This window comes from Micromonospora sp. NPDC049051 (assembly GCF_043197575.1).
GTDB lineage: Bacteria > Actinomycetota > Actinomycetes > Mycobacteriales > Micromonosporaceae > Micromonospora.
On the sequence record NZ_JBICTL010000003.1, the window covers coordinates 737161 to 757889 of the forward strand.

At 71.6% G+C, this 20729-nt stretch carries 13 protein-coding genes and 1 riboswitch; of the genes, 5 read left to right on the top strand and 8 right to left on the bottom strand.

The window, feature by feature from the left end:
* Nucleotides 1-42: 42 nt before the first annotated feature.
* The 4 genes from ACGFIR_RS15410 to hydA form a co-directional block, all read right to left on the bottom strand.
* Nucleotides 43-2079 carry a hydantoinase B/oxoprolinase family protein gene (locus tag ACGFIR_RS15410; RefSeq protein ID WP_393145509.1) on the bottom strand — a complete coding sequence of 679 codons (2037 nt, stop codon included), beginning with the start codon at nt 2077-2079 and terminating at the stop codon, nt 43-45.
* Nucleotides 2079-4136 carry a hydantoinase/oxoprolinase family protein gene (locus tag ACGFIR_RS15415; protein ID WP_393145511.1) on the bottom strand — a complete coding sequence of 686 codons (2058 nt, stop codon included), beginning with the start codon at nt 4134-4136 and terminating at the stop codon, nt 2079-2081. Before ACGFIR_RS15415 ends, ACGFIR_RS15410 begins: the two co-directional genes overlap by 1 nt.
* A 157-nt stretch (nt 4137-4293) precedes the next feature.
* Nucleotides 4294-5904: an ABC transporter substrate-binding protein gene (locus ACGFIR_RS15420; RefSeq protein ID WP_393003323.1), complete on the bottom strand. Its 1611-nt coding sequence runs from the start codon at nt 5902-5904 to the stop codon at nt 4294-4296.
* A gap of 133 nt (nt 5905-6037) precedes the next feature.
* Nucleotides 6038-7417, bottom strand: coding sequence for a dihydropyrimidinase (gene hydA, locus ACGFIR_RS15425; RefSeq protein ID WP_393145514.1), 1380 nt, complete (start codon nt 7415-7417; stop codon nt 6038-6040).
* Between the two features lie 387 nt (nt 7418-7804).
* On the opposite strand from hydA, the gene ACGFIR_RS15430 reads away from it, so the two are divergent.
* The 3 genes from ACGFIR_RS15430 to ACGFIR_RS15440 all read left to right on the top strand — a co-directional run bounded on the left by ACGFIR_RS15430 (nt 7805) and on the right by ACGFIR_RS15440 (nt 10663).
* Nucleotides 7805-8593: a cupin domain-containing protein gene (locus ACGFIR_RS15430; protein ID WP_393003327.1), complete on the top strand. Its 789-nt coding sequence runs from the start codon at nt 7805-7807 to the stop codon at nt 8591-8593.
* The gene (locus ACGFIR_RS15435) at nt 8590-9048 is read left to right on the top strand and encodes a dimethylsulfonioproprionate lyase family protein (protein ID WP_393003329.1); all 459 of its coding nucleotides are present in this window, start codon (nt 8590-8592) and stop codon (nt 9046-9048) included. Before ACGFIR_RS15430 ends, ACGFIR_RS15435 begins: the two co-directional genes overlap by 4 nt.
* 124 nt (nt 9049-9172) lie before the next feature.
* Nucleotides 9173-10663 carry a CoA-acylating methylmalonate-semialdehyde dehydrogenase gene (locus ACGFIR_RS15440; protein WP_393145516.1) on the top strand — a complete coding sequence of 497 codons (1491 nt, stop codon included), beginning with the start codon at nt 9173-9175 and terminating at the stop codon, nt 10661-10663.
* A 195-nt stretch (nt 10664-10858) separates the two neighbouring features.
* Here ACGFIR_RS15440 and ACGFIR_RS15445 read toward each other — a convergent pair whose 3' ends face one another.
* Nucleotides 10859-11527, bottom strand: coding sequence for a M23 family metallopeptidase (locus ACGFIR_RS15445; RefSeq protein ID WP_393003333.1), 669 nt, complete (start codon nt 11525-11527; stop codon nt 10859-10861).
* A gap of 122 nt (nt 11528-11649) precedes the next feature.
* Here ACGFIR_RS15445 and ACGFIR_RS15450 point away from each other — a divergent pair, with 122 nt between their 5' ends.
* Complete coding sequence (locus ACGFIR_RS15450; RefSeq protein ID WP_393145518.1) at nt 11650-14997, top strand: hypothetical protein; 3348 nt, start codon at nt 11650-11652, stop codon at nt 14995-14997.
* Between the two features lie 28 nt (nt 14998-15025).
* Here the strand turns inward: ACGFIR_RS15450 and ACGFIR_RS15455 are convergent, their stop codons facing one another.
* Together ACGFIR_RS15455 and ACGFIR_RS15460 are read right to left on the bottom strand one after the other, a co-directional pair.
* Nucleotides 15026-16021 (bottom strand): ribonucleotide-diphosphate reductase subunit beta, encoded by a 996-nt coding sequence (locus ACGFIR_RS15455; RefSeq protein WP_393003770.1) that lies wholly within the window; start codon nt 16019-16021, stop codon nt 15026-15028.
* Between the two features lie 62 nt (nt 16022-16083).
* Complete coding sequence (locus ACGFIR_RS15460; RefSeq protein WP_393145826.1) at nt 16084-18459, bottom strand: ribonucleoside-diphosphate reductase subunit alpha; 2376 nt, start codon at nt 18457-18459, stop codon at nt 16084-16086.
* Between the two features lie 186 nt (nt 18460-18645).
* A riboswitch (cobalamin riboswitch) is annotated at nt 18646-18862 on the bottom strand.
* Nucleotides 18863-18979: 117 nt separating this feature from the next.
* Here ACGFIR_RS15460 and ACGFIR_RS15465 point away from each other — a divergent pair.
* The gene (locus ACGFIR_RS15465; RefSeq protein WP_393145520.1) at nt 18980-19432 is read left to right on the top strand and encodes a hypothetical protein; all 453 of its coding nucleotides are present in this window, start codon (nt 18980-18982) and stop codon (nt 19430-19432) included.
* Between the two features lie 76 nt (nt 19433-19508).
* Here the strand turns inward: ACGFIR_RS15465 and ACGFIR_RS15470 are convergent, their stop codons facing one another.
* Nucleotides 19509-20573, bottom strand: coding sequence for an N-acetylmuramoyl-L-alanine amidase (locus tag ACGFIR_RS15470; protein ID WP_393145522.1), 1065 nt, complete (start codon nt 20571-20573; stop codon nt 19509-19511).
* Nucleotides 20574-20729 lie beyond the last annotated feature (156 nt).

The following is a 20729-nucleotide window of genomic DNA, read 5'->3' on the forward strand; positions in this document are numbered from 1 at the left end:
CGCCGTTGTCCAGGACGTCGCTGGTCCTGGAAGGGTTGGGGATCATCGCCCGGTCACCTGCCGGGCGATGTGGTGCACGAGCGCCTCCAACGGGGAGAGCGTCGGCGTCTGCGGGCGCGGTCCCGCTCCCGCCGGCCGGACGCCACCCGCCCCGGCCACGTCGGCCGGGCGCCGGGTCTGCGTCGTGGCGGCGGTGCGTGCGGGAGCCGCCGTCGGCTCGTCGCGCACCTGGGTACGCGACGGATCCCGTGGCGCGGCCAGCCCGGTCTCGGTGAGGCAGCGCGCCTTCAGTTCCTCCAGCGTGCCGCCCCGGTTGAAGCGGGGCAGTTCCGGCCGGGCGGCGGCCAGCTCGGCGCGCAGCGCCCGGGTGCGGTCGTGGTCGATGTCGTCGCCGACCAGGACGACCCCGTACTGCCGGGCGCCCTCGACGGTGACGAGACCCTGCTCGACGTCGTAGCGCACCTGCTCCGGATCGCGCTGCAGCGGATCGCCCCAGCCGCCGCCACCCCAGGTGACGAAGTCCAGGAGGTCGCCCGGCGTCACGGCGACGTGGTCGCACTTGGCCGGCACCACCTGCCGCGAGCCGTCGGCCTTCTGGAGGATCTTCGTGCCGCGTTGTCCCGGCTCGCCGCCGAGCACGCCCCAGGGCTTGGTGAACCACCGGTCGTCGTGGATGGACACCTCACCCGGTTCGAGGAACCGGTAGCCGACCCGGATGCCGTTTCCGCCCCGGTGCAGACCCGCGCCGCCCGAGTCGGGGATCGACTCGTAGGCCTCGATGCGCAGCGGGTAGTAGGCCTCCAGGTACTCGTTCGGCACGTTGGTGAACGAGGGCCACATGGAGTGCCCGTCGAAGCCGTCGCCGGCCGGGCGGGCGGGCACGCCACCGAAGCCGATCTGGTACAGCTGGAACCACTTGCCCGAGCGGTCCAGACCGGAGTACATGAGGTGCGGGCTCGACGAGAACCCGGCCGCGCAGAGGAAGTCCGGCTCGCACTGTCCCAGCAGCCCGGCGAGGACGTCGAAGAGCCGGCCCAGGGCGTGCGTCCGGCACGAGATGGCCGCCGGCCGTCGGGGCTTGAGCAGGCTGCCCTCGGGGATACGGACGTCGACCAGCGGATAGAACCCGTCGTTGAACAGGATCAGCGGGTCGACCGCCATGATCGTGTAGACGCCGAAGAACATCCGCAGGACGTTCTCGTTCAGCAGGAAGTTGATCGACCCGTCGGCCTGGTCGCTGGTCCCGGTGAAGTCGAGCACGACCCGGTCGCCCTCACGCCACAGCGTGCACCGGATGCGGAACGGTCCCTCACCGCGTCCGTCGTCGTCGACGAAGTCCTCGAAGGTGACCGGCTGCTCCGGGATGACCTGGCGGAAGAGCTTCGCCATCGCCTGCCGGTTGCGCTCCAGCAGCAGGTCCAGCGTCGACAGGTAGGTGTCCACGCCGAACCGGTCGCAGAGTTCCCGGACCCGGGTCTCGGCGGTCCGGCAGGACGCCAGGACCGCGTTCAGGTCGGCCCGGTTCCAGCTGGGCAGCCGCACCTGGTTGAGGACGGTGTCCAGCAGCTGCTGGTCGAGCGTCCCGCCCCGGAACAGCTTCACCGGCGGGACGATGACCCCCTCCTCGTGGATCGACACGGCGTCGGTCGGCAGGCTGCCGGGGACCTTGCCGCCGACGTCGCTCATGTGGCCGAACATCGCCGCCCAGCCGACCAGCGCCCGCTGGTGGTAGATCGGCAGCAGCACCAGCCAGTCGTTGGCGTGGCTGATGGCGCCGTCACAGGCGTACGGGTCGGAGGTGAAGAAGACGTCACCCTCCTCGACCGTGCCGTCGTAGCCGGAGAGGAAGCCGTCGATGAAGGAGCCGAACTGCCCGGCGACCATGCGCCCGCGCCGGTCGGCGATCAGCGGGAACGCGTCGTGCTGCTCCCGGATGCCGGGCGACATCGCGGTACGCAGGACGACGGCGTCCATCTCGAAGCGGGCGTTGCGCAACGCGTTCTCGACGATGTCGAGCACCGCTGGCTCGACCTCCACCGCACGCGCCGGCCGCGGCGTCTCGACGATGACCGCACTCATCAGACCACTCCATCCTCGGTCGGCAGGATGAGCAGGTTGCCCAGCCTGTCGACGCGTGCGACGCAGCCCGGCAGGACCAGGCTGGTGGAATCCATCTCGACGACGATCGCCGGCCCGGGCAGCTCGTTGCCGGCGCGCAGGGCGGTGCGGTCGTAGAGCGACGCCTCCTGCCAGCCCCCGTCGACGTACACCTGCTGGCGGCCGATGATCGCGCGGGAGGCGTCCCGGTCGCCGTGCTCGATCTCCACCGGCTTGATCCGCCCGGCCTCGGAGACCCCCACCGCCCGGATGTTGACGACCTCGTGCTGCTCGTCGAGGGCGAAGCCGAACAGACGTTGGTGGGCCTCGTCGAACCCGCTGCGCAGCTTCGGGATCAGCGCTTCCTGCCGGGACTCCCCGACGGCGACGGAGACCTCGAAGCCCTGGCCGTGGTAGCGCACGTCGGCCTCGAAGCGCACCGTACGGGCGTCCGCGGGCACGGCGGCCCGGTCGAACTCCGTGTCGATCTGCGCGGACAGCTCGGCGAACTCACGCCGCAGCTGCTCCTCGTCGATGTCGTCGAGCGGGCGTACCAGCGACTTGTTCGCCTCGGCCCGCACGCCCGTCGAGGCGTCCCCGTAGGCGCAGAGCACCCCCGGCGACTGCGGAATCAGCACCGGCCAGGAGCCGAGGAGCTTGGCCAGGGCGTTGACGTGCAGGGGGCCCGCGCCGCCGAACCCGACGAGCGCGAACCGCCGCGGGTCGTAGCCCCGCTGCACCGAGACCAGCCGGAGCGCGCCGAGCATGTTCTCGTTGACGATGTCGATGATCGCGGCGGCGGCGGCCTCCACCGACACGCCGAGCTTGGTCGCGACGGTCCCGACGGCGGTACGGGCCTTCTCGACGTCGAGCGGCATCGCCCCGCCGAGCAGCGCGTGCGGCAGGTAGCCGAGCACGACGTTCGCGTCGGTGACGGTGGGCAGCACGCCCCCGCGGCCGTACGTCGCCGGACCGGGCAGGGCGCCGGCGCTGGCCGGGCCGACCCGCAGCGCCCCGGTCAGCTCGGGCACGTGCGCGATCGAACCGCCGCCGGCCCCGACGGTCTGCACGTCGATCGACGGGGCGCGCACGGCGAGGTCGGCCACGGTCGTCTCGCGCCGGATGACGGGGGTGCCGTCCTCGATCAGGGCGACGTCGGTGGAGGTGCCGCCCATGTCGAGGGTGAGCAGGTCGCGGTAGCCGGCGGCCGGCCCGAGGGCCACCGCCGCGGCGACCCCGCCGGCGGGCCCGCTCATCAGCAGGCTGACGGGGATGTCCTCGGCGCGCTCGAAGGTCATCAGGCCGCCGTCGGAGCGCAGCACCCGGCGCTCGCCGACGAGCCCCTCGGCGATGAGTTTCGTGCTGAGGTTGCGCAGGTAGGCCCCGACGCCGGGGCGGACGTAGGCGTTGGCCACCGTGGTCAGCGTGCGCTCGTACTCGCCCAGCTCGGGCAGGACACCGGCGGAGGTGGACACCGGTACGCCCGGCGCCTCCTCGACGGCGATCTCGGCGGCGCGCAGTTCGTGGGCCGGGTTGGCGTAGGAGTTGAGGAAGCCGATGGCGAGGGCGTCCACGCCCCGGTCGACGAGCTGGCGGACGGCGGCGCGGACGGCCGACTCGTCGAGGGGTTCGACCTCGTCGCCCCGGAAGTCGAGCCGGCCGGCGACCTCGCGTACGTCCTCCAGCGCCACCAGTTCGGCCGGCCGGTCCCAGACGATCCAGCCGCCCAGACCGCCCGGCACGAACGAGCGCGCGATGTGCAGGACCTGCCGGTAGCCGACGGTCACGATCAGGCCGACCCGGGCTCCCCGACGTTCGAGTACGGCGTTGGTGGCCACCGTCGTTCCGTGCAGGAACTGGCGGACGTCCGCCGCGCGGGCCTTGGCGTCCGCGAGCACGCGGGTCACGCCCTCGATGACACCGACGGACTGGTCGTGGGGCGTCGACGGCACCTTCGTCCGGCGCGTCCTGCCGGTCGCCTCTTCGATCAGCAGAACGTCCGTGAACGTGCCACCAACGTCAACTCCTAGTCGGTACATCAGTGAACTTCCTGCTTTCTGGGGAGACACCGGTCTTGTCGGCTGTTCCAGCTTTCTGAAGAGGTGCCGGTGGCGGTGACCGGCTCGACGGCGGTCCGTCCGGAACCACCGCCCGTCGGGGCGTCCCCGGCCACGGTGCCGGGGACGCCCGACCGGGCTAGGAGATGTTGATGTCGTAGTAGTTGACGTGGCCCTGGGAGTAGCTGACGAACCCGGTCACGCTCTTCTTGAAGACGTAGTACTTCTGGCCGTCGACCAGCGGCACGGCGGGCATGTCATCGACCATGAAGTCGTTGACCTGCTTGACCAGCGCCTCCCGCTCGGCCCCCGGCTGGGTTTCGAGGATCTTGCGGCTGAGGTCGTCGAGGGTCGGCGAGCTGTAGTTCTGCAGGTTGGTGAGTCCACCGGTGGAGTAGAAGACCTGCAGGTAGTAGGCGGGGTCGGGCACCAGCGGGGTGCTGGTGGCCAGCCAGGTCTGCAGCTTGCCCTCACGCTTGGCGGCGTCGAAGTCCGCGCCGGAGGCCACGTTGTTCAGCTTGACGTCGATGCCGACCTTGGCCAGCTGCGAGCGCAGCAGGACGGCCACCTGCTCGCTGTGGGCCCCCACGTTCGCCGCGTTGTAGGCGAGTTCCATCGAGAAGCCGTTGGGCAGGCCCGCCTCGGCCAGCAACTGCTTGGCCCGGTCGATGTCGTGGGTGAACGGCTTGTCCGCGGCCGGGGCGCCGAAGTCGTCGTGGATGTAGTCGGCCGACGCGGTGGCGAAGCCCTGGTACGCCGAGTCGACGATCGCCTTGCGGTCCACGGCGAGCGAGATGGCGTCGCGCACCCGCTTGTCGTCGAACGGCTTCGCCTTGAGGTTCGGCACCAGCACGTCGATGTTCGGGTAGAGCACCCGCTCGAGGCGCACGTCACCGCTCTTCTCGAGCGAGGAGAGCTGGTCGAAGGTCATCGCGGTGGCGACGTCGACCTGCCCGCTCTGGGCGAGCTGGAGCCGGTTCGAGGTGTCGGCGACGGCACGCACCACCACGTCGGTCACCTTGGGCGTACCGCGGAAGTAGTTCTGGTTGGCGGTGAGGCGGACCTCCTTGCCTGGGTCGAAGGACTTCACCTGGTACGGCCCGAAGGTGGCGGTGTTCTCCCCCAGCCACTTGTAGGCGTACGGGTCGTCCGCCGCGGCGTGCTTCTTCGCCTCCACCGAGTCGTAGATGGTCATGAAGAAGGTGCTCAGGATGGAGACGCTCACCGCGTTCGGCTTGGCGACGTTGATCGTGAACGTCTTGTCGTCGGTGACGGTGATCGGGTTGGCGATGTCCCAGCCGCCGATGCCCATCAGGGTCTTGGCGATCGGCACACCCTTGCTCTCGACCATCCGCTCGACCGACCACTTCACGTCCTGGGCGGTGAGGGTGTTGCCGAACTGGCTCTTGGCCTCACGAAGGGTGAAGGTCATCTGCTTGCGGTCGTCGCTCAGCTTCCACGACTCCGCGAGTTCGGGCTCGATCTGGTCCGGGGTCTGGAGTTTCGTCGCGCCGGCCTCGGGCTTCTTGAAGCGCACGAGCGTGCCAGCGGTGTTCGGTAGCAGGTCGATCGAGATGAAACCCTGGTAGCGCTCGGAGTCGAGACTCGACACGACACCGGGCGCGGCGATGGTCAGGGTCTGGCCGGTGCCGGCATCAGACTTCTTCGCATCGTTCCCGCAGGCCGCGAGAGCCAGGCCCGCAACGGCGAGCACTGCCACGGCCTGTACCCGCACGGAACGTATTCCCATGCCAACACCTCCACATTGTGTGCAAGGTTGCTTCAGCTGACGCAGAGAAACCTTATGAAGCAGGTCACAAGCGCTGATGTTTGTATACAAGTCATGCGCTGTCAAGGCTCCGTACGGCCACATCCCAAAACCATCACGCAGGGCGACGGGCCAGGAACTTTCCGGCGTCCTGACGTCCGACGAAACGCCCACGACGGGCGATCAGCTCGCCCCTGAGGTAGACCGCGTCGACACGCCCCGGGACGTGCCACCGCTCGAAGGGGGTGTAGTCGCAGTTCTGCGTCATCGTCTGCGCGAGCACGACCGAGGCCGCCTGCGGGTCGAGCACGACGAGATCGGCGTCCGAACCGCGCCGGATCACGCCCTTCGTCGGGTAGAGCCCGAACCGGCGGGCCGGCTCGGTCGACACCACGTCGACGAAGCGTTCGAGACTCAGTCGCCCCGGACGCACCCCGTGCCCGTAGAGCAGCGGAACGCGGTGTTCGATGCCCGGCGCACCATTGGGAATCCGCCTGAAGTCGTCCGCGCCCAGGGTCTTCTGTCCGTCCATGCAGAACGGACAGTGATCCGAACTGACCACGCCCAGCGTGCCCTCCCGCAGGCCCCGCCACAGCTGCTCGCGGTGCTCGCGACCGCGCAGGGGCGGGCTGACGACGTACTTGGCCGCCTCGAACCCGGGCGCGTGGTAGAGATCCTCGTCGAGAAGGAGGTAGTGCGTGCAGGTCTCGCCCGAGACCGGGCGCCCCGCCCGCTGGGCCTCCGCGACGGCGGCGACGGCGCCGGCGGTCGACAGGTGCACGAAGTAGATCGGGGCGTCGGCCATGTTCGCGAGCGCGATCGCGCGTCGCACGGCCTCCACCTCGGTCTCCGGCGGCCGTGACAGCATGTGCGCCAGCGGCCCGGTCCTGCCCGCCCGCACGAGCCGCTCGGCGAGGACGTCGATGACGTGCCCGTTCTCGGCGTGCACGCAGAGCGTCGCGCCCAGCCGACTCGACTCGTCGAGGATCGAGAAGAGCTGACCGTCGTCGAGCATGGCCAGGCCCTTGTACGCCATGAACACCTTGAAGCTGGTCACGCCGTCGGCGACCACCAGCGCCATGTCCGCCACGAGATCCGGGTACGGCGAGGTCACGGCCAGGTGGAAGCTGAAGTCGATGGCGGAACGGCCCCCGGCCCGACCGGCCCACCGCCCCAGGACCTCCGGCAGGCGCTCGCCGGGCCGCTGGAAGGCGTAGTCGACGTAGGTCGTCGTACCACCCACGGCGGCGGCGCGGCTCGCCGAGGCATGGTCGTCGGAGGTCACGGCGCCCATGAACGGCGTATCCAAATGTGTATGCACGTCGACGCCGCCGGGAATCACGATCTTCCCTCGGACATCAACCTTCTCGATGTCCGCCGACGGCGGTATCTGACCGACGCTCTCGATACGCCCGGACTCGATGAGCACGTCAGAGGCCTGTACGCCGTCCTCGGTGACCACCGTCCCACCGACGAGACCGAATCTTCGCGACATCTCTCCCCGATTCCGAGCAGATGAGGAAACGCGGCTGGAAGGACGACTAGACGCTGGATCGTATACAAGTGACCTGACCAGGCACAAGGAGCCCGACCACCGCGACCACCCCGGGCGCCGGCCGCGGGCGGGCATACTGTCGTCGGCACCGCCGCCCGGCGCGCGCCGCCCGCACCCCGCCCACTCCGGCAGATCCGCACCGCGGGCCGGACCGCCGACCAGGAACGGGTCGACAGGGACGGTTTTGCATACATGATCTTCGGCCCGTCCGCGCCGAAGCACGGGTTGCACCCCCGTCGACTGCGTAGATCCCGACCACCGGGACGACGGCCTAGACGGTGCCACAGCGATTACATACAATCCTGCGCAACCCGAAGGAGGTCCACCGTGACTCATTCCGGCAAGCGACGGGTCATCATCGACCAGGTATCCCAGCGGGTGTGGCGGGCCAAGGATCTGCCCTTCGGACTGCTCACCCGGCACATCAACGAAGACCCGGAGACCGGCGCACAGACGCTCGTCGTCGACGTCCCACCCGGCTGGGTCATGCCGGAACACTGGAACAGCGCCGACCTCGAACTACTGGTGCGCGACGGTGACCTCACCATCGCCGGCCGCCAGTGCCGGCGCGGGCACTACCTCTTCCTGCCGTCCGGCACCGAGATCGGCCCCGTCTCGTCGGAGCAGGGCGCGACGTTGATCTTCTGGACCGACTCGCCGTTCGAGGTCCGCACGGACGAGCGCCCCGCACCGTCGAAGCCGTTCGGCGAGACCGTCGACATCTTCGACCCGACCAGCTGGCTCCCCGTGCGCGAGGCGTTCGCGGGAGTGACCGACACGAGCAGCCACGGCGACCTCGAGGTGCCCACGCAGTGCATCCGGCTGCGCAAGGTCGAGGAGACCGGCAAGGACACCATCCTGTTCGTCCTGCCCCGGCGCTTCGCCAAGACCGCCCTGGAGTTCCACCACAGCACCGAGGAGATCTTCTTCCTCGGCGGCTGGTGCGCCACGGACCCGGAGCACGTCTACCGCTCGGGCGAGTACCTGTGCTGGGAACCGGGCGTCATCCACGGGGTGGTCACCGGCTGGGACGCGCTCTGCCTCTCCAAGCACCACGGCCCCCTCACCAGCCCCCAGATCCCCCTCGGGGCGACGAGCGTGGACGCCGAGCGGTGACGGCGTTACCCACCGGTGGCCGCCGGATAGCAGCCGCCACCCCCGGGGCGAAGGGCCCACGCCCGGCGTTCGTGGTGCACCGCGATGAACTCGCGTACGAGCTGATCTCCGCCCTCAACCACAACCCGGACGACGAGGGCCTCGTGCACCGCCTCGTCGACCGGCAACTGACCGGCGATCCGGAGTGCGAGTTCCTCACCGGCGTCTACCGCATGGAGCCGGGGATGAAGCACCCGCTGCACCTGCACGCCGACTCCGCCGAGTTCTACTACGTGCTGTCCGGCACGGCGCTGTTCACCGTGGCCGACGAACAGTTCGAGGCGGGCCCGGGCACCGCGATGTACATCCCCGCCGGCGTCGGCCACGCGATCGAGACCGACAGCACGGACAGCATGGAGCTGCTCTACTCCTTCAGCACCCCCGACCTGCGGGGAATCGGCACCCGGTGGCTCTAGCTCCCCCAGGCGGAATCCCGGTCACGTACGACGTGCCGGGACCCCGCCCGACCCACAGCACATGAACCGAATCGCAGAACGAATCCGGCGACGTTCGGAGCGTCGATTGACGAAGGAGAGTGCGGTGCGCAGCATCGAGCACTGGATTGGTGGGGCGTCCGTCGCCGGCAGCGGGTACGCGACCGTGTACCAGAGCGCGACCGGACAGCCCCAGGCACAGGTGGCGATCGGCGGGCAGCCCGAGATCGACCAGGCCGTCGCCACGGCGGCCAAGGCCTACGAGTCCTGGGGCGACACCTCCCTGTCCCGCCGGACCAAGGTCCTGTTCAAGCTCCGTGACCTGGTGGAGCGGCACGAGGACGACCTGGCCCGGCTGGTCACCGCCGAGCACGGCAAGACGATCGAGGACGCGCGCGGCGAGGTGATCCGGGGCCGGGAGGTGATCGAGTTCGCCTGCGGCATCCCGCAACTACTCAAGGGTGCCTACTCCGACCAGGTCTCCACCGGCATCGACTCGTACTCACTGCGCGCCCCGCTGGGGGTGTGCGCCGGCATCACCCCGTTCAACTTCCCCGTCATGGTGCCGATGTGGATGCACCCCATCGCCATCGCCTGCGGCAACACCTTCGTCCTCAAGCCCAGCGAGCGCGACCCGTCCGCCTCGAACCTCGTCGCCCAGCTGTACGCCGACGCCGGCCTGCCCGACGGGGTCTTCAACGTGGTGCACGGCGGCAAGCCGGCCGTCGACGCGCTGCTCGACCACCCCGACGTCGCGGCGGTGTCGTTCGTCGGGTCCACCCCGATCGCCCGTTACGTGCACCAGCGCGCCGCAGCCTCCGGCAAGCGGGTCCAGGCGCTGGGCGGAGCAAAGAACCACGCCGTGGTGCTCCCCGACGCCGACCTGACCGAGGCGGCGCGGCAGATCACCTCCGCCGCGTACGGCTCGGCGGGGCAGCGCTGCATGGCGATCTCCGCCGTGGTCGCGGTCGGCACGGCCGGCGACGAGCTGATCGAACTGCTGGCCAGGGAAGCGTCGACGATCGTGGTGGGCCCGGGTGACCAGGCGTCCTCCCAGATGGGCCCGGTCATCACCAGCGAGGCGCGCGAGCGGGTCATCACCTCCGTGAACGAGGCGCAGGAAGCCGGCGCCACGGTGGTCGTCGACGGCCGGGGCCTGCGGGTGGAGGGCCACGACGGCGGCTACTTCGTCGGCCCGTGCCTGCTGGACCGGGTCACACCCGAGATGGCCGCGTACCAGCAGGAGATCTTCGGACCGGTCCTGGTCGTGCTGCGCGCCGACACCCTGGACGAGGCCGTCCGGATCATCAACTCCAACCCGTACGGCAACGGCACCGCCCTGTTCACCTCCGGTGGAGCGGCGGCCCGCCGCTTCGTCCGGGACGTCACGGTCGGCATGATCGGCGTGAACGTCCCGCTGCCGGTGCCGATGGCCTACCACTCCTTCGGGGGCTGGAAGGCTTCGCTCTTCGGTGACACCCACATCCACGGCACGGAGGGGGTGGCGTTCTACACCCGCGGCAAGGTCGTCACCAGCCGGTGGCCGGGCCGGGCCGAGACGATCGGGTCGGACTTCCACTTCCCCACCGCCTCCTGACCCCCCGGGGCCGGAGGCCAGCTCGCGGCTCGGCACCAGGGCCAGCGGGCAGTCCCCCGGCCCCACCACACCGCCGACGAGGTGCGAACGGAGCGGCAAGGCACCTGCCGTTCCGGTGGCTCAGCACGGGCACCACGTCGCCGGCCCCAGCGGCCGGGCTCAGCACGAGCCCGGCCGCACGGGGGTCACCGGCGGTCATCCCCCGACGCAGTTGTTGCTCTTGCGCGTGACCGTGTACTCGGTGTCGTCGTGGGTGATCCCCGACGGCACGCCGTCGAAGTACGCCTCGACCTTCTCCCAGCCCCGGCGCTGCTCGTAGTGCAGGTGCGGCGCCCCGGAGTTGCCGGTGCTGCCCACCCGCCCGATCTGCTCGCCCTGCGCGACCCGCTGACCGGCCCGGACCAGCGGTGGCTCCAGCAGGTGCAGGTACTGCGTCTCCCACTTGCCGCCGTGGTCGATCTTCACCCAGTAGCCGCCGCCTCGGCCACGCGGCCCGTCCGGATCGTCCGGCGTACGGCCACCCAGCGATCCGTTGATCCCCGCCACGGTCACCTTCCCCGCGTACGACGCGAGCACCGGCCGCCCCCACGCCTTGCCCTCGGTCGGGAACAGGTCCACGTCGTAGTCGTCGTGACCGGGATAGGTGCCCAACTGCCACGTCTCGCCGCAGGCGACCGGAAGCTGGAAGAGCGGACGCGGCCCCGCCGGCCGCACCAGCGGCACGACCACCGCGACGACGAAGACGGCGGCGGCGAGAAGCACGGCGACCGCGCCGGAGATCAACACGACGCGGGTGCGGCGGCTGCGGACACGGCGGTGGGTACGGGGGCTGGTGGGGTGGCCGGTCGTCACCGGCCCGAGCATGGCAGACGCCGGCAAGGCACCTCTCCCCGGCACCGTCGCCGGCAGGGACCGGTGGACGCCGGTGGACGCCGGGTGGAAAACGGGTCTGCGGCCCGGCCCCCGCGACCGACACAATAAACGGCGTGCGGAGATCGACACGACGGCTGCTCGGCGTCCTGGACACGCTGGACCACGGGGAGCGCATGGCGGCGCTGGCGCGCCGGGCCCGCGAGCTGGCCACCACGGGCGAGCTGCCGCAGATCCTGGCGGACCTGCGTGGCGGCGCGTCGTACCACCGGTTCCTGGCCGTCACCGCCGCCGCCATCGTCGGCGACCGCGCGGCGGTGCTGTCAGCGGTCGACGACCCGCACGGCACGGTCCGGGCGGTCGCCGTGAAGGCGGGCCTACGCGCCGGCTGGCTCGCCGGCGACGACCTGCGGGCATTCGTCCGCGACGCGCCGGCCGACCTGCGTCACCTGGTCTACCGCACGCTGGGCTGCATGCGCCGGCCGGCGGTCGCCGACGGCCTGGTCGACGACGTGCTGGACCGCTTCGGCGCCACCGAGGCGGTCGCCCTGCTGTCCGCCTGCGGGGCGGACACCGTCCGCCGGCTGCTGCCGGCCGTCGAACACGCGCTGCCGGGCTCGGTCCGCCTCGCCCGTCGCCACGGCGACGTGGTGCTCGACCACGCCGAGTCGACGCTGCCCCACCTCGCCCCCGCCGAACGGGACCGCTGGTGGACGACCCACGGCGAGCGGGTCCTGGTGGCCGGCCGGCGCCGACCGGAGCGCGCCCTGACGCTGCTCGAACGGTACGCGCCCGACGGACGCCTCCCCGGCGCCCTGGCCGACTACGGTGCGCTCGCCGCGTCCGCCCCGGGGCGGGTGCTGGCCCTGCTGACCGAGGCGTCCCGAGTGGACCGGCTGCGCCACGAGGGGCTGCCCCCGGCGCTGCTGCGTCGACTCGTACGACTGCCACAGGCGGACCTGGTCGCCCTCGGCCGGCGGGTACGCGACCACGACAACCTGCTGACGCGGCTGCTGGCGGCCCTGCCCCCGGCCAGGCGCGGCGAGCTGTACGACGCCGTGTTCGCCGACGTCGAGACCGCCACCCGGATCCCCGACGCGTCGCTGCTGGAGGTGCTGCCGCACGCCTGGCGAGAGCGGGAGGCACGACGGGTGCTCACCCTCGACGAGGTCCGCCACGACGAGGCGCGGGTACGGTCGTGGAGCGCCCTGCTGCCCTGGCCGGCGGCGTCGGCGGCGCTCACCCCCGCCCTGCGCGCCGCCGACGCGCACGACCGGGCCGTCGCGTACCAACTGCTGCTGGCCGCCGCACGGCGCAGCCGCGACCCCGACGCGGCGGCCGAGGCCCTGGCCCAGCTGGATCGGCTGCGCAACGAGCAGGACCCGGTCCGGGCCGTGGCGCTGGCGGAGCTGGCGAACCTGGCCCCGCTGCTGCGCGCGGACGCCGCACAGATGCTGACCCGCATCACCGTCGACGCCACGACCACCCGCGACGCGTCGACGCGTACCCTCTCCGCGCTCGGCACCCTCGCCGCCCGGGTGCTGGGTCGACACGTCGACGAACCAGCCCTGCTGCGGTGGGCGCTGGACACCCTCGACCGGCTCTTCGGCGGGCACCGGCTGCCGTCGCTCGGACGGTTCGACACGACGCTACGCCGGGGCCAGGAGCAGCTGGTCCTCGCCCGGCTGCGCGGATGGATCGAGGCCGGCATGGCCCGGGGCCAGTTCACCGCGCTGTTCGCGGTGACCCACGCCCTCGGGCGGCGGGCCTGGCGGCTGCCCGACCTGCAGGAGCTGCTGCGCCGCGCGACGGCCCCGGGCACCGTCGCCGCCGTCGTACGGGAGGCCGTCGAGCTGTGGTTGGCCGACCCGAGGACCCGGACGCAGCGGGTCGCCCACGTGCTGGACTCCGACACCTCGACCATCACCCTGCCCACCGTGTGGTCGACCGTCAGCGCCCGACGTCACGACCTGCTCGACCAGGTGCTGCACCGCCCGCCGAAGGGGGCGTTCCTCACCGCCGGCACCCGCTGGATCCCCGGGCAACCCGTACACGCCGAGCGGTGGCCGCCACGCCAGCAGGAGGCGTACGTGCGGTTGCAGGCGCGCCTCGCCGCCGACGCCGGCACTCCGCTGCATCACCGGGCCGCCGCCGTACGGGCCGCCGCGCGGGTGCCGGACGGCGGGCGCGAGCTGGTGCTGCGCTACGTCGACTCGACGAACGTCACCCTGGCCGAGGCGGCCCTGGCGGCCCTGCCGTGGATCGGCCGGCCCGACGAGACGCTGCCGCTGCTGCTGTCGTACGCCGACGACGAGTGGGCCAGGGTCGCCCTGTACGCGGCCGGTCGCGTCGTCCGCTCCACCCGCCCGGCCGATCTGGTGGCCCCGCTGTCCGCCGTCGCCCTGGGCCGGGGCAAGGTGACCAGCCGCAAGGAGGCGCTGCGGCTGCTCGGCCGCTTCGGTCCCCCCGAGGCGATGGCGGTGCTGGTGGCCGCGTGGCAGCAGCCCGACCAGCACCGCGACGTGCGGGCCGCGATCGTCGCCGCCGCCCGGCAGCGACTGCACGCGCCGCAGAGCTGGCCGATCCTCGATCAGGCCATCGCCGGCAGCCGGGAGGAGTCGCTGACCGTCCTGGCGACCCCGCCCGACGCGGTCGCCGCCCCGGATCGCCCCCGCTACGCCGCCCTCGTGGCCCGGGCCTGCGCGAGCGGCGACCGGGAGGTGGGCCGGATCGCCTGGCCCCGGCTCGTGCACTGGCTGCCCTGGGCGCCCGATCTCACCGAACTCGTCACGGCCGCGCTCACCGACCTGGACGAACAGCACGACTGGCAGGCGGTGCGCCCCATCGTGGACGCGGTGCTGCGCCACCCGGAGCGCCCCGAGCAGCACGTGCTCGTCGCCGCCCTGCGCGCCCTCGTCCGCGTCGACGACGCCGACGCGGACCTCGGCGGCCCCGCCAGGGACCGCCCCGCCCGCCGACGGATCGACGCCATCGCGGCCGAGGCCTCCGCGGCCTGGACGGCCGGCCCGCGCACGGATGCCGCGCCGTGGCGGCGGATGGCCGACGAGCTGGGCCGACACCACGCGTACGTGTCGCAGGCGGGCACCCTGCTGACGGCGCTGCTGCCGCTCGACGGCCCGACGTGCGACCGGCTGACCGCCGACACGCTGGCCATCGCGGAACTGGTGGCCGGGCGGCCGGCGCTCGCCGCCCGGCTCGCCCGGTTCCTGTCCCGACGCACCGCCTCGCCGGAGCCCCTCGACGCCACGCCGGTGCTCGCCACGGCCCGCGACCTCGCCGCCCGGGGTGAGGCCACCACCGGCCTGTTCGCGGTGGCGCTGGCCGGCGGCGGCCGGGCGTACGGCTGGTCCGCGCCCTGGCGGGAACTGCTGCACCTGCTGCGCGGGCATCCGGTCGCCGACGTCCGCGACGCCGCCTTCGACATCTCGATGCAGGCGACGTGACCCACCGCCACGACGACGGCGCCGGGGCTCAGAAGTCGTCGTCGAAGGCCACCGTGCCAGTCACCCCCACCTGGTACGCCGACACGCGCCGCTCGAAGAAGTTGGACAGCTCCTGGACGTCCTGCAACTGCATGAACGCGAACGGGTTGGCCGACCCGTAGTGGGCGGGGACGCCGAGCTGCACGAGCCGCCGGTCGGCGACGTGTTGCAGGTACTCGCGCATGTCGGCCAGGGACAGCCCGGGCACGCCCCGCCCGAGCAGGTCCTCGGCGAACTGGACCTCGCACTCGACGGCCTCGGTGAGCATCTGCCGCACCTGCCCGGCCAGCTCGTCGTCGAACAGGTCCGGCTCCTCAGCCCGCACGGTCTCCACCACGTCGAAGGCGAAGGCCATGTGCATGGACTCGTCGCGGAACACCCAGTTGGTGCCCGACGCCAGGCCGTGCAGCAGCCCCCGGGAGCGCAGGAAGTAGACGTAGGCGAAGGCGCCGTAGAAGAACAGCCCCTCGATGCAGGCGGCGAAGCAGATCAGGTTCAGCAGGAACGCCCGCCGGTCCGCCCGCGTACGCAGCTCGCGCAGCTCGCCCAGCGAGTCGATCCAGCGGAAGCAGAACTCGGCCTTGCGCCGGATCGACGGGATGTTCCCGATGGCGGCGAACGCGGCGGAGCGTTCGGTGTCGTCGGGCACGTACGTGTCGAGCAGGTTCAGGTAGAACTGGACGTGCACGGCCTCCTCGAACAGCTGCCGCGACAGGTAGAGCCGACCCTCGGGCGAGTTGACGTGCTGGTAGAGGTTGAGCACCAGGTTGTTGGCGACGATGGTGTCGCCGGTGGCGAAGAACGCCACGAGGCGGCTGACGAGGTGCCGCTCGGCCGGGGAGAGCCGGTCGAGGTCGGCGAGGTCGGCGTGCAGGTCGACCTCCTCCACCGTCCACGTGTTGCGGATCGCGTCACGGAACCGGTCGAAGAAGTGCGGGTAACGCATCGGGCGCAGGGTGAGATCCATCCCCGGGTCGAGCAGCATGTGGGTGGCCTCCGGCTCACGGGTGTCGGGGGTGGTCACTGATTCACGGGTGGCGGGGATGGTCACTGGCACGCCTCGCACGCCTCGGGGTTCTCCAACGAACACGCCAGCGCCTCGTCGACGGTCGCCACCGGCGCCACGACCCCACCGACCGGAGCCGGCCCGACGGGCGCGACGGTGGCCTGCTGGATCCGGGTGGCCGGCCGGGAACGCAGGTAGTACGTCGTCTTCAGCCCGGCCTTCCACGCGTAGAGGTACATCGAGGAGAGCTTGCCGATCGTCGGTGCCGCCAGGAACAGGTTCAGCGACTGCGACTGGTCGACGTACGGGGCACGCGCGGCGGCCAGGTCGATCAACGCCCGCTGCGGCAGCTCCCACGCCGTACGGAACAGCTCCCGCACCTCGGCCGGCAGCTCCACGACGTCCTGCACGGAGCCCTCGGCGCGCCTGATGGCCGCACGGATCCGCTCCGTCCACAGACCACGGGCCTTCAGCTCCCGTACGAGGGCCGTGTTGACCTGGAGGAACTCCCCCGACAGGGTCTCGCGCTTGAACAGGTTAGACACCTGCGGCTCGATGCACTCGTAGCACCCGGCGATCGAGGCGATCGTGGCGGTCGGCGCGATCGCCACCAGCAGCGAGTTGCGCAGCCCGTACGCGGCGACCCGTTCCCGCAGCGCGGCCCACCGCGCCGTCTGGGTTCCCGTGACACCCCACAGGTCGGGTTGCAGCTGCCCGCGCGCCGCCCGGGTCTGCCCGTACGCCGGGTGGGCGCCCGCGCTGCGCGCCAGGTCGGCGGAGGTCTCCAGAGCCGTCAGGTAAAGCTCCTCGCTGATCCGGGTGGACAGCTCCCGGGCCGCCGGCGAGTCGAACGGCAGCCGCAGCGCGAAGAACACGTCCTGCAGGCCCATCAGCCCCAGCCCGACGGGCCGCCAGCGGGGGTTGCTCGCCGCCGCCTGCGGCGTCGGGTAGTAGTTGATGTCGATGACCCGGTCGAGGAACGTCACGGCGGTGCGGACGGTGGCACGCAGCCGCTCCCAGTCGATGCCGTCCGCACCCAGGTGGGCGGCGAGGTTGACCGAGCCGAGGTTGCACACGGCGGTCTCCGCGTCGCTGGAGACCTCGACGATCTCGGTGCACAGGTTGGACAGGTGCACCACGTTGCCGGCCTCGGCGGTCTGGTTGCACAGCCGGTTCGCGGCGTCCTTGAACGTCATCCACCCGTTGCCGGTCTGGGCGAGTGTACGCATCATCCGCCCGTACAGCTCCCGCGCCGGGACCTGCCGCACGTAGCGGCCCTGCTCCTCGGCGGCCCGGTACGCCGCGTCGAACTCGTCGCCCCACAGGTCCGGCAGCTCCGGCACCACGTCGGGGTCGAACAGCGACCACACCCCGTCGGACTCCACCCGCCGCATGAACTCGTCCGGGATCCAGTTGGCCAGGTTCAGGTTGTGGGTCCGCCGGGCGTCCTCGCCGGTGTTGTCGCGCAGCTGGAGGAACTCCTCGACGTCCGGATGCCACGGCTCCAGGTAGACGCAGGCCGCGCCCTTGCGCCGACCACCCTGGTTGACCGCCGCCACCGAGGCGTCCAGCGTCCGCAGCCACGGCACGATCCCGTTGGACTGCCCGTTGGTGCCCCTGATCAGCGCGCCCCGGGAGCGCACCCGCGAGAAGGCGATGCCTATGCCGCCGGCGAACTTCGACAGGTTCGCCACCTGCGCGTACCGCTGGTAGATCGAGTCCAGCTCGTCGCGCGGGGAGTCGACCAGATAGCAGGAGGACATCTGGGTGTGCCGGGTGCCGGAGTTGAACAGCGTCGGCGAACTCGGCAGGTAGGCCAGGCTCGACATCAGCCGGTAGAACCCGATGGCCTCGTCCGGCGTGCGGGACAGGCCGCAGGCCACGCGCAGCAGCCAGTACTGCGGGGTCTCCAGCACCAGCCGGCTCGTCGGGTGGCGCAGCAGGTAGCGGTCGTGGACCGTACGCAGCCCGAAGTACTCGAAGCGCAGGTCGCCGCGCGGGTCGACGGCGGCGTCGAGGACCCCGGCGTGGGCGGCGACGAACGCGGCGGTGTCGTCGCCGATCAGCCGCTCGGCGTGCCCCCGGCCGATCGCCTCGCTGAACGAGCCGATGCCCTGCCGGCGGACCTCCCGGTCGACGTACCCGGCCAGCAGTCGGGCGGCCAGCCGCGAGTACTGCGGCTCCTCGCCGATCAGCTCCGCGGCGGTCTGGACGCACAGCCGCTCCAGTTCGTCCGCCGTCGCCCCGTCGTACAGGCCGCTGATCGTGCGGGTCGCCACCCGCAGCGGGTCGACGTCGGCGAGGTCGTCGGCCCACCGTTCGATCGCGCGGACGATCCGGTCGACGTCGACCGTCTCGGTGCCGCCGTCGCGCGTGCGGACCCGCGTCCGTGGCCGCCGCTGGCCTGTCACGGCCACATCGTCGACCGCCGTGCCGGCGGCCGGAACAACCTCGGTGACTGTCACCACTCACTCCTCGCGAGCCTTGATCCCAGACGGATTCCTGGGCACGCGGGGAGCGGACACCGACGACGACGCGCGCGGGGCACGCGTCGGGATGGCGTCGGCCGTCCCACGCGGCCTCGGACCGCCGCACACCCCGATGCGGGCGTACGGCGCACTGGCAGGTCTTCGGACTCGCGGGCGTGACCGGACGCGCCGGTCTCCTACTGGCCGTCGCTTCCCAGGCCGCTGGCGGCCCAGTGCTGATGACGGCGGTCGTTCCCACTCACCGCTGCGGGGCAGTCCCGGATTCCCACCGGGTTCCCTCTTGCCTCGACCGCCCCGGATGGGCGGCCGAACCAGCTGCGCCCGACACCATATATAGGGTTGGCGGCGTTGTCACACCCCACATGTCGCCTCCGGGCGTGTCGTCGAGGACCCGTCGACCGGCGACGGCGGTACGCAGGCCCCTCGTCCGCTCGGTACAGTCGCTGTCGTGTTCACCGACGGCGGGACGGCCGCGCACCGTGGCATCGACTGGCCCACGTACGGGGGCGACCCCTTCGACGGCGCGTTGCCCTGGGCCGGGCTGCTGTACTGGGCGCGCGAGCAGCCGTCGCGGGTGTTCCCGGCCGATCGCGTACCGTCCGCGGACGAGCTGCACCGCGCGATCCCGATGGGCTACACCACCCTGACCCTGCTGGCCCGCGTCGCGCTCCTGCACGGCGGCCAGCAGCGACGGCTGTGGCCGGAGGAGAGGCGGCCGGCCTCGCGCGGGCAGTTGCAGCCCTACCAGTTGCTCCTGCCGCCCACCGGCAGGGAACGTTATCTGAAGCTCGGCGCGAGCTGGCCGGTGCGGTTCGCGCTGCGCGACGCCGAGGAACTGTCGGCCCGTACCGGCGGCGCGGTTCTTGTCTGCCAGGTGGTCGAGTCGCACAACTGGCACTGACGACGCCCGGCGTGTGGAACGGTCGGGGCGACCGGGATCGCGAATCGACGCGATCCCGGTCGCCCTCGCGGTACGACTAGACCCGGGTGACCCGGACGGCGTCGGCCACCACATAGCCGGTGGCGCTGGTCCAGCGGCTGACCGCGACCAGGTTCCGGTCACCGGCGGCCAGCGCGAAGGTGCCCAGCGAGCGCCAGACGCCGCCGCTGGAGCGCTGGTCCACGTTGACCGTCTGGTTGCCCGAGGCGGTGACGACGACGTGCGGCGCCGAGCTGTTGTAGCCGGCGTCGGCCGGGTGCCGCACCTCGATGCGGTAGTTGCCGGCCGCCGGGATGTCCACCTTGAACCAGGCGGCGTCGCTGGCGGGCGTGGGGTCGGCGAATCGGTAGTCGGCCCCGTAGCGCTGGGCGGAGTACGACGAGGTGCCCCAGTTGGTGCTCGCCGTGAACCGCCCCGCCGTGGCGTTGTCCACGATGGTGCTGAACGCGGGCGGGGTGGGCGTGCCCAGGCCGAGGTAGGCGGCGATCCCCTCGGCGTGGCCGCGGGCGGTCGCGGTGATGAAGTCCGCGCGCTTGAGCAGGTTCGAGTCGGCGACGGAGTCGATGAAGAGGTTCTCGGTCAGCACCGCGGGCATGTTCGACTCGCGCAGCATGTGGAAGTTCGCGGTCTTCAGACCCCGGTCGGTGACCGAGCCGATCGTCCGCATCTTGCCGATCACCTTCGGGTGCAGGGCGTTGTGCAGGTTGACGGTGGCGGCGTTCGCCGACGGGTACCGGTAGCTCTCGAAGCCGGTGCCGCCGCCGGAGTTGATGTGCACGCTGACGAGCAGGTTCGCGCCCCACGCGTTGGCGTCGTCGGTGCGGTACGCCAGGCTGCGGGTGATGTCGGTCGTGCGGGACATGCGGACGTCGACGGCCCAGTTGGCCAGCAGGATGCTGCGCAGTTGCAGGGAGATGTCGAGCGTCAGGTTCTTCTCCTGCAGCCCGTTGCCGACCGCGCCGGGGTCGGTGCCACCGTGGCCCGGGTCGATGTAGACCTTGGGCAACGCCGCCCACGCGGGGCTGGCGACGATGGGGACGGCCGCGGCACCGGCGACGCCAGCCAGGAGGGTACGCCGCCGCAGCGTCGGGTTGTCGAACATGTGCACCTCGTCATCGGGAAAGATCGACAGTGCCCGCAATATAGCGGCAGGTCGATGGCGATGAAAGATGTCTACGGCTCACAATCTGAAAATGGAAGGTTTTCTCCTCCGCTGGGGCCCGGAGCCAGCTGGCTCCGGGCCCCAGGTCTCGCCGCG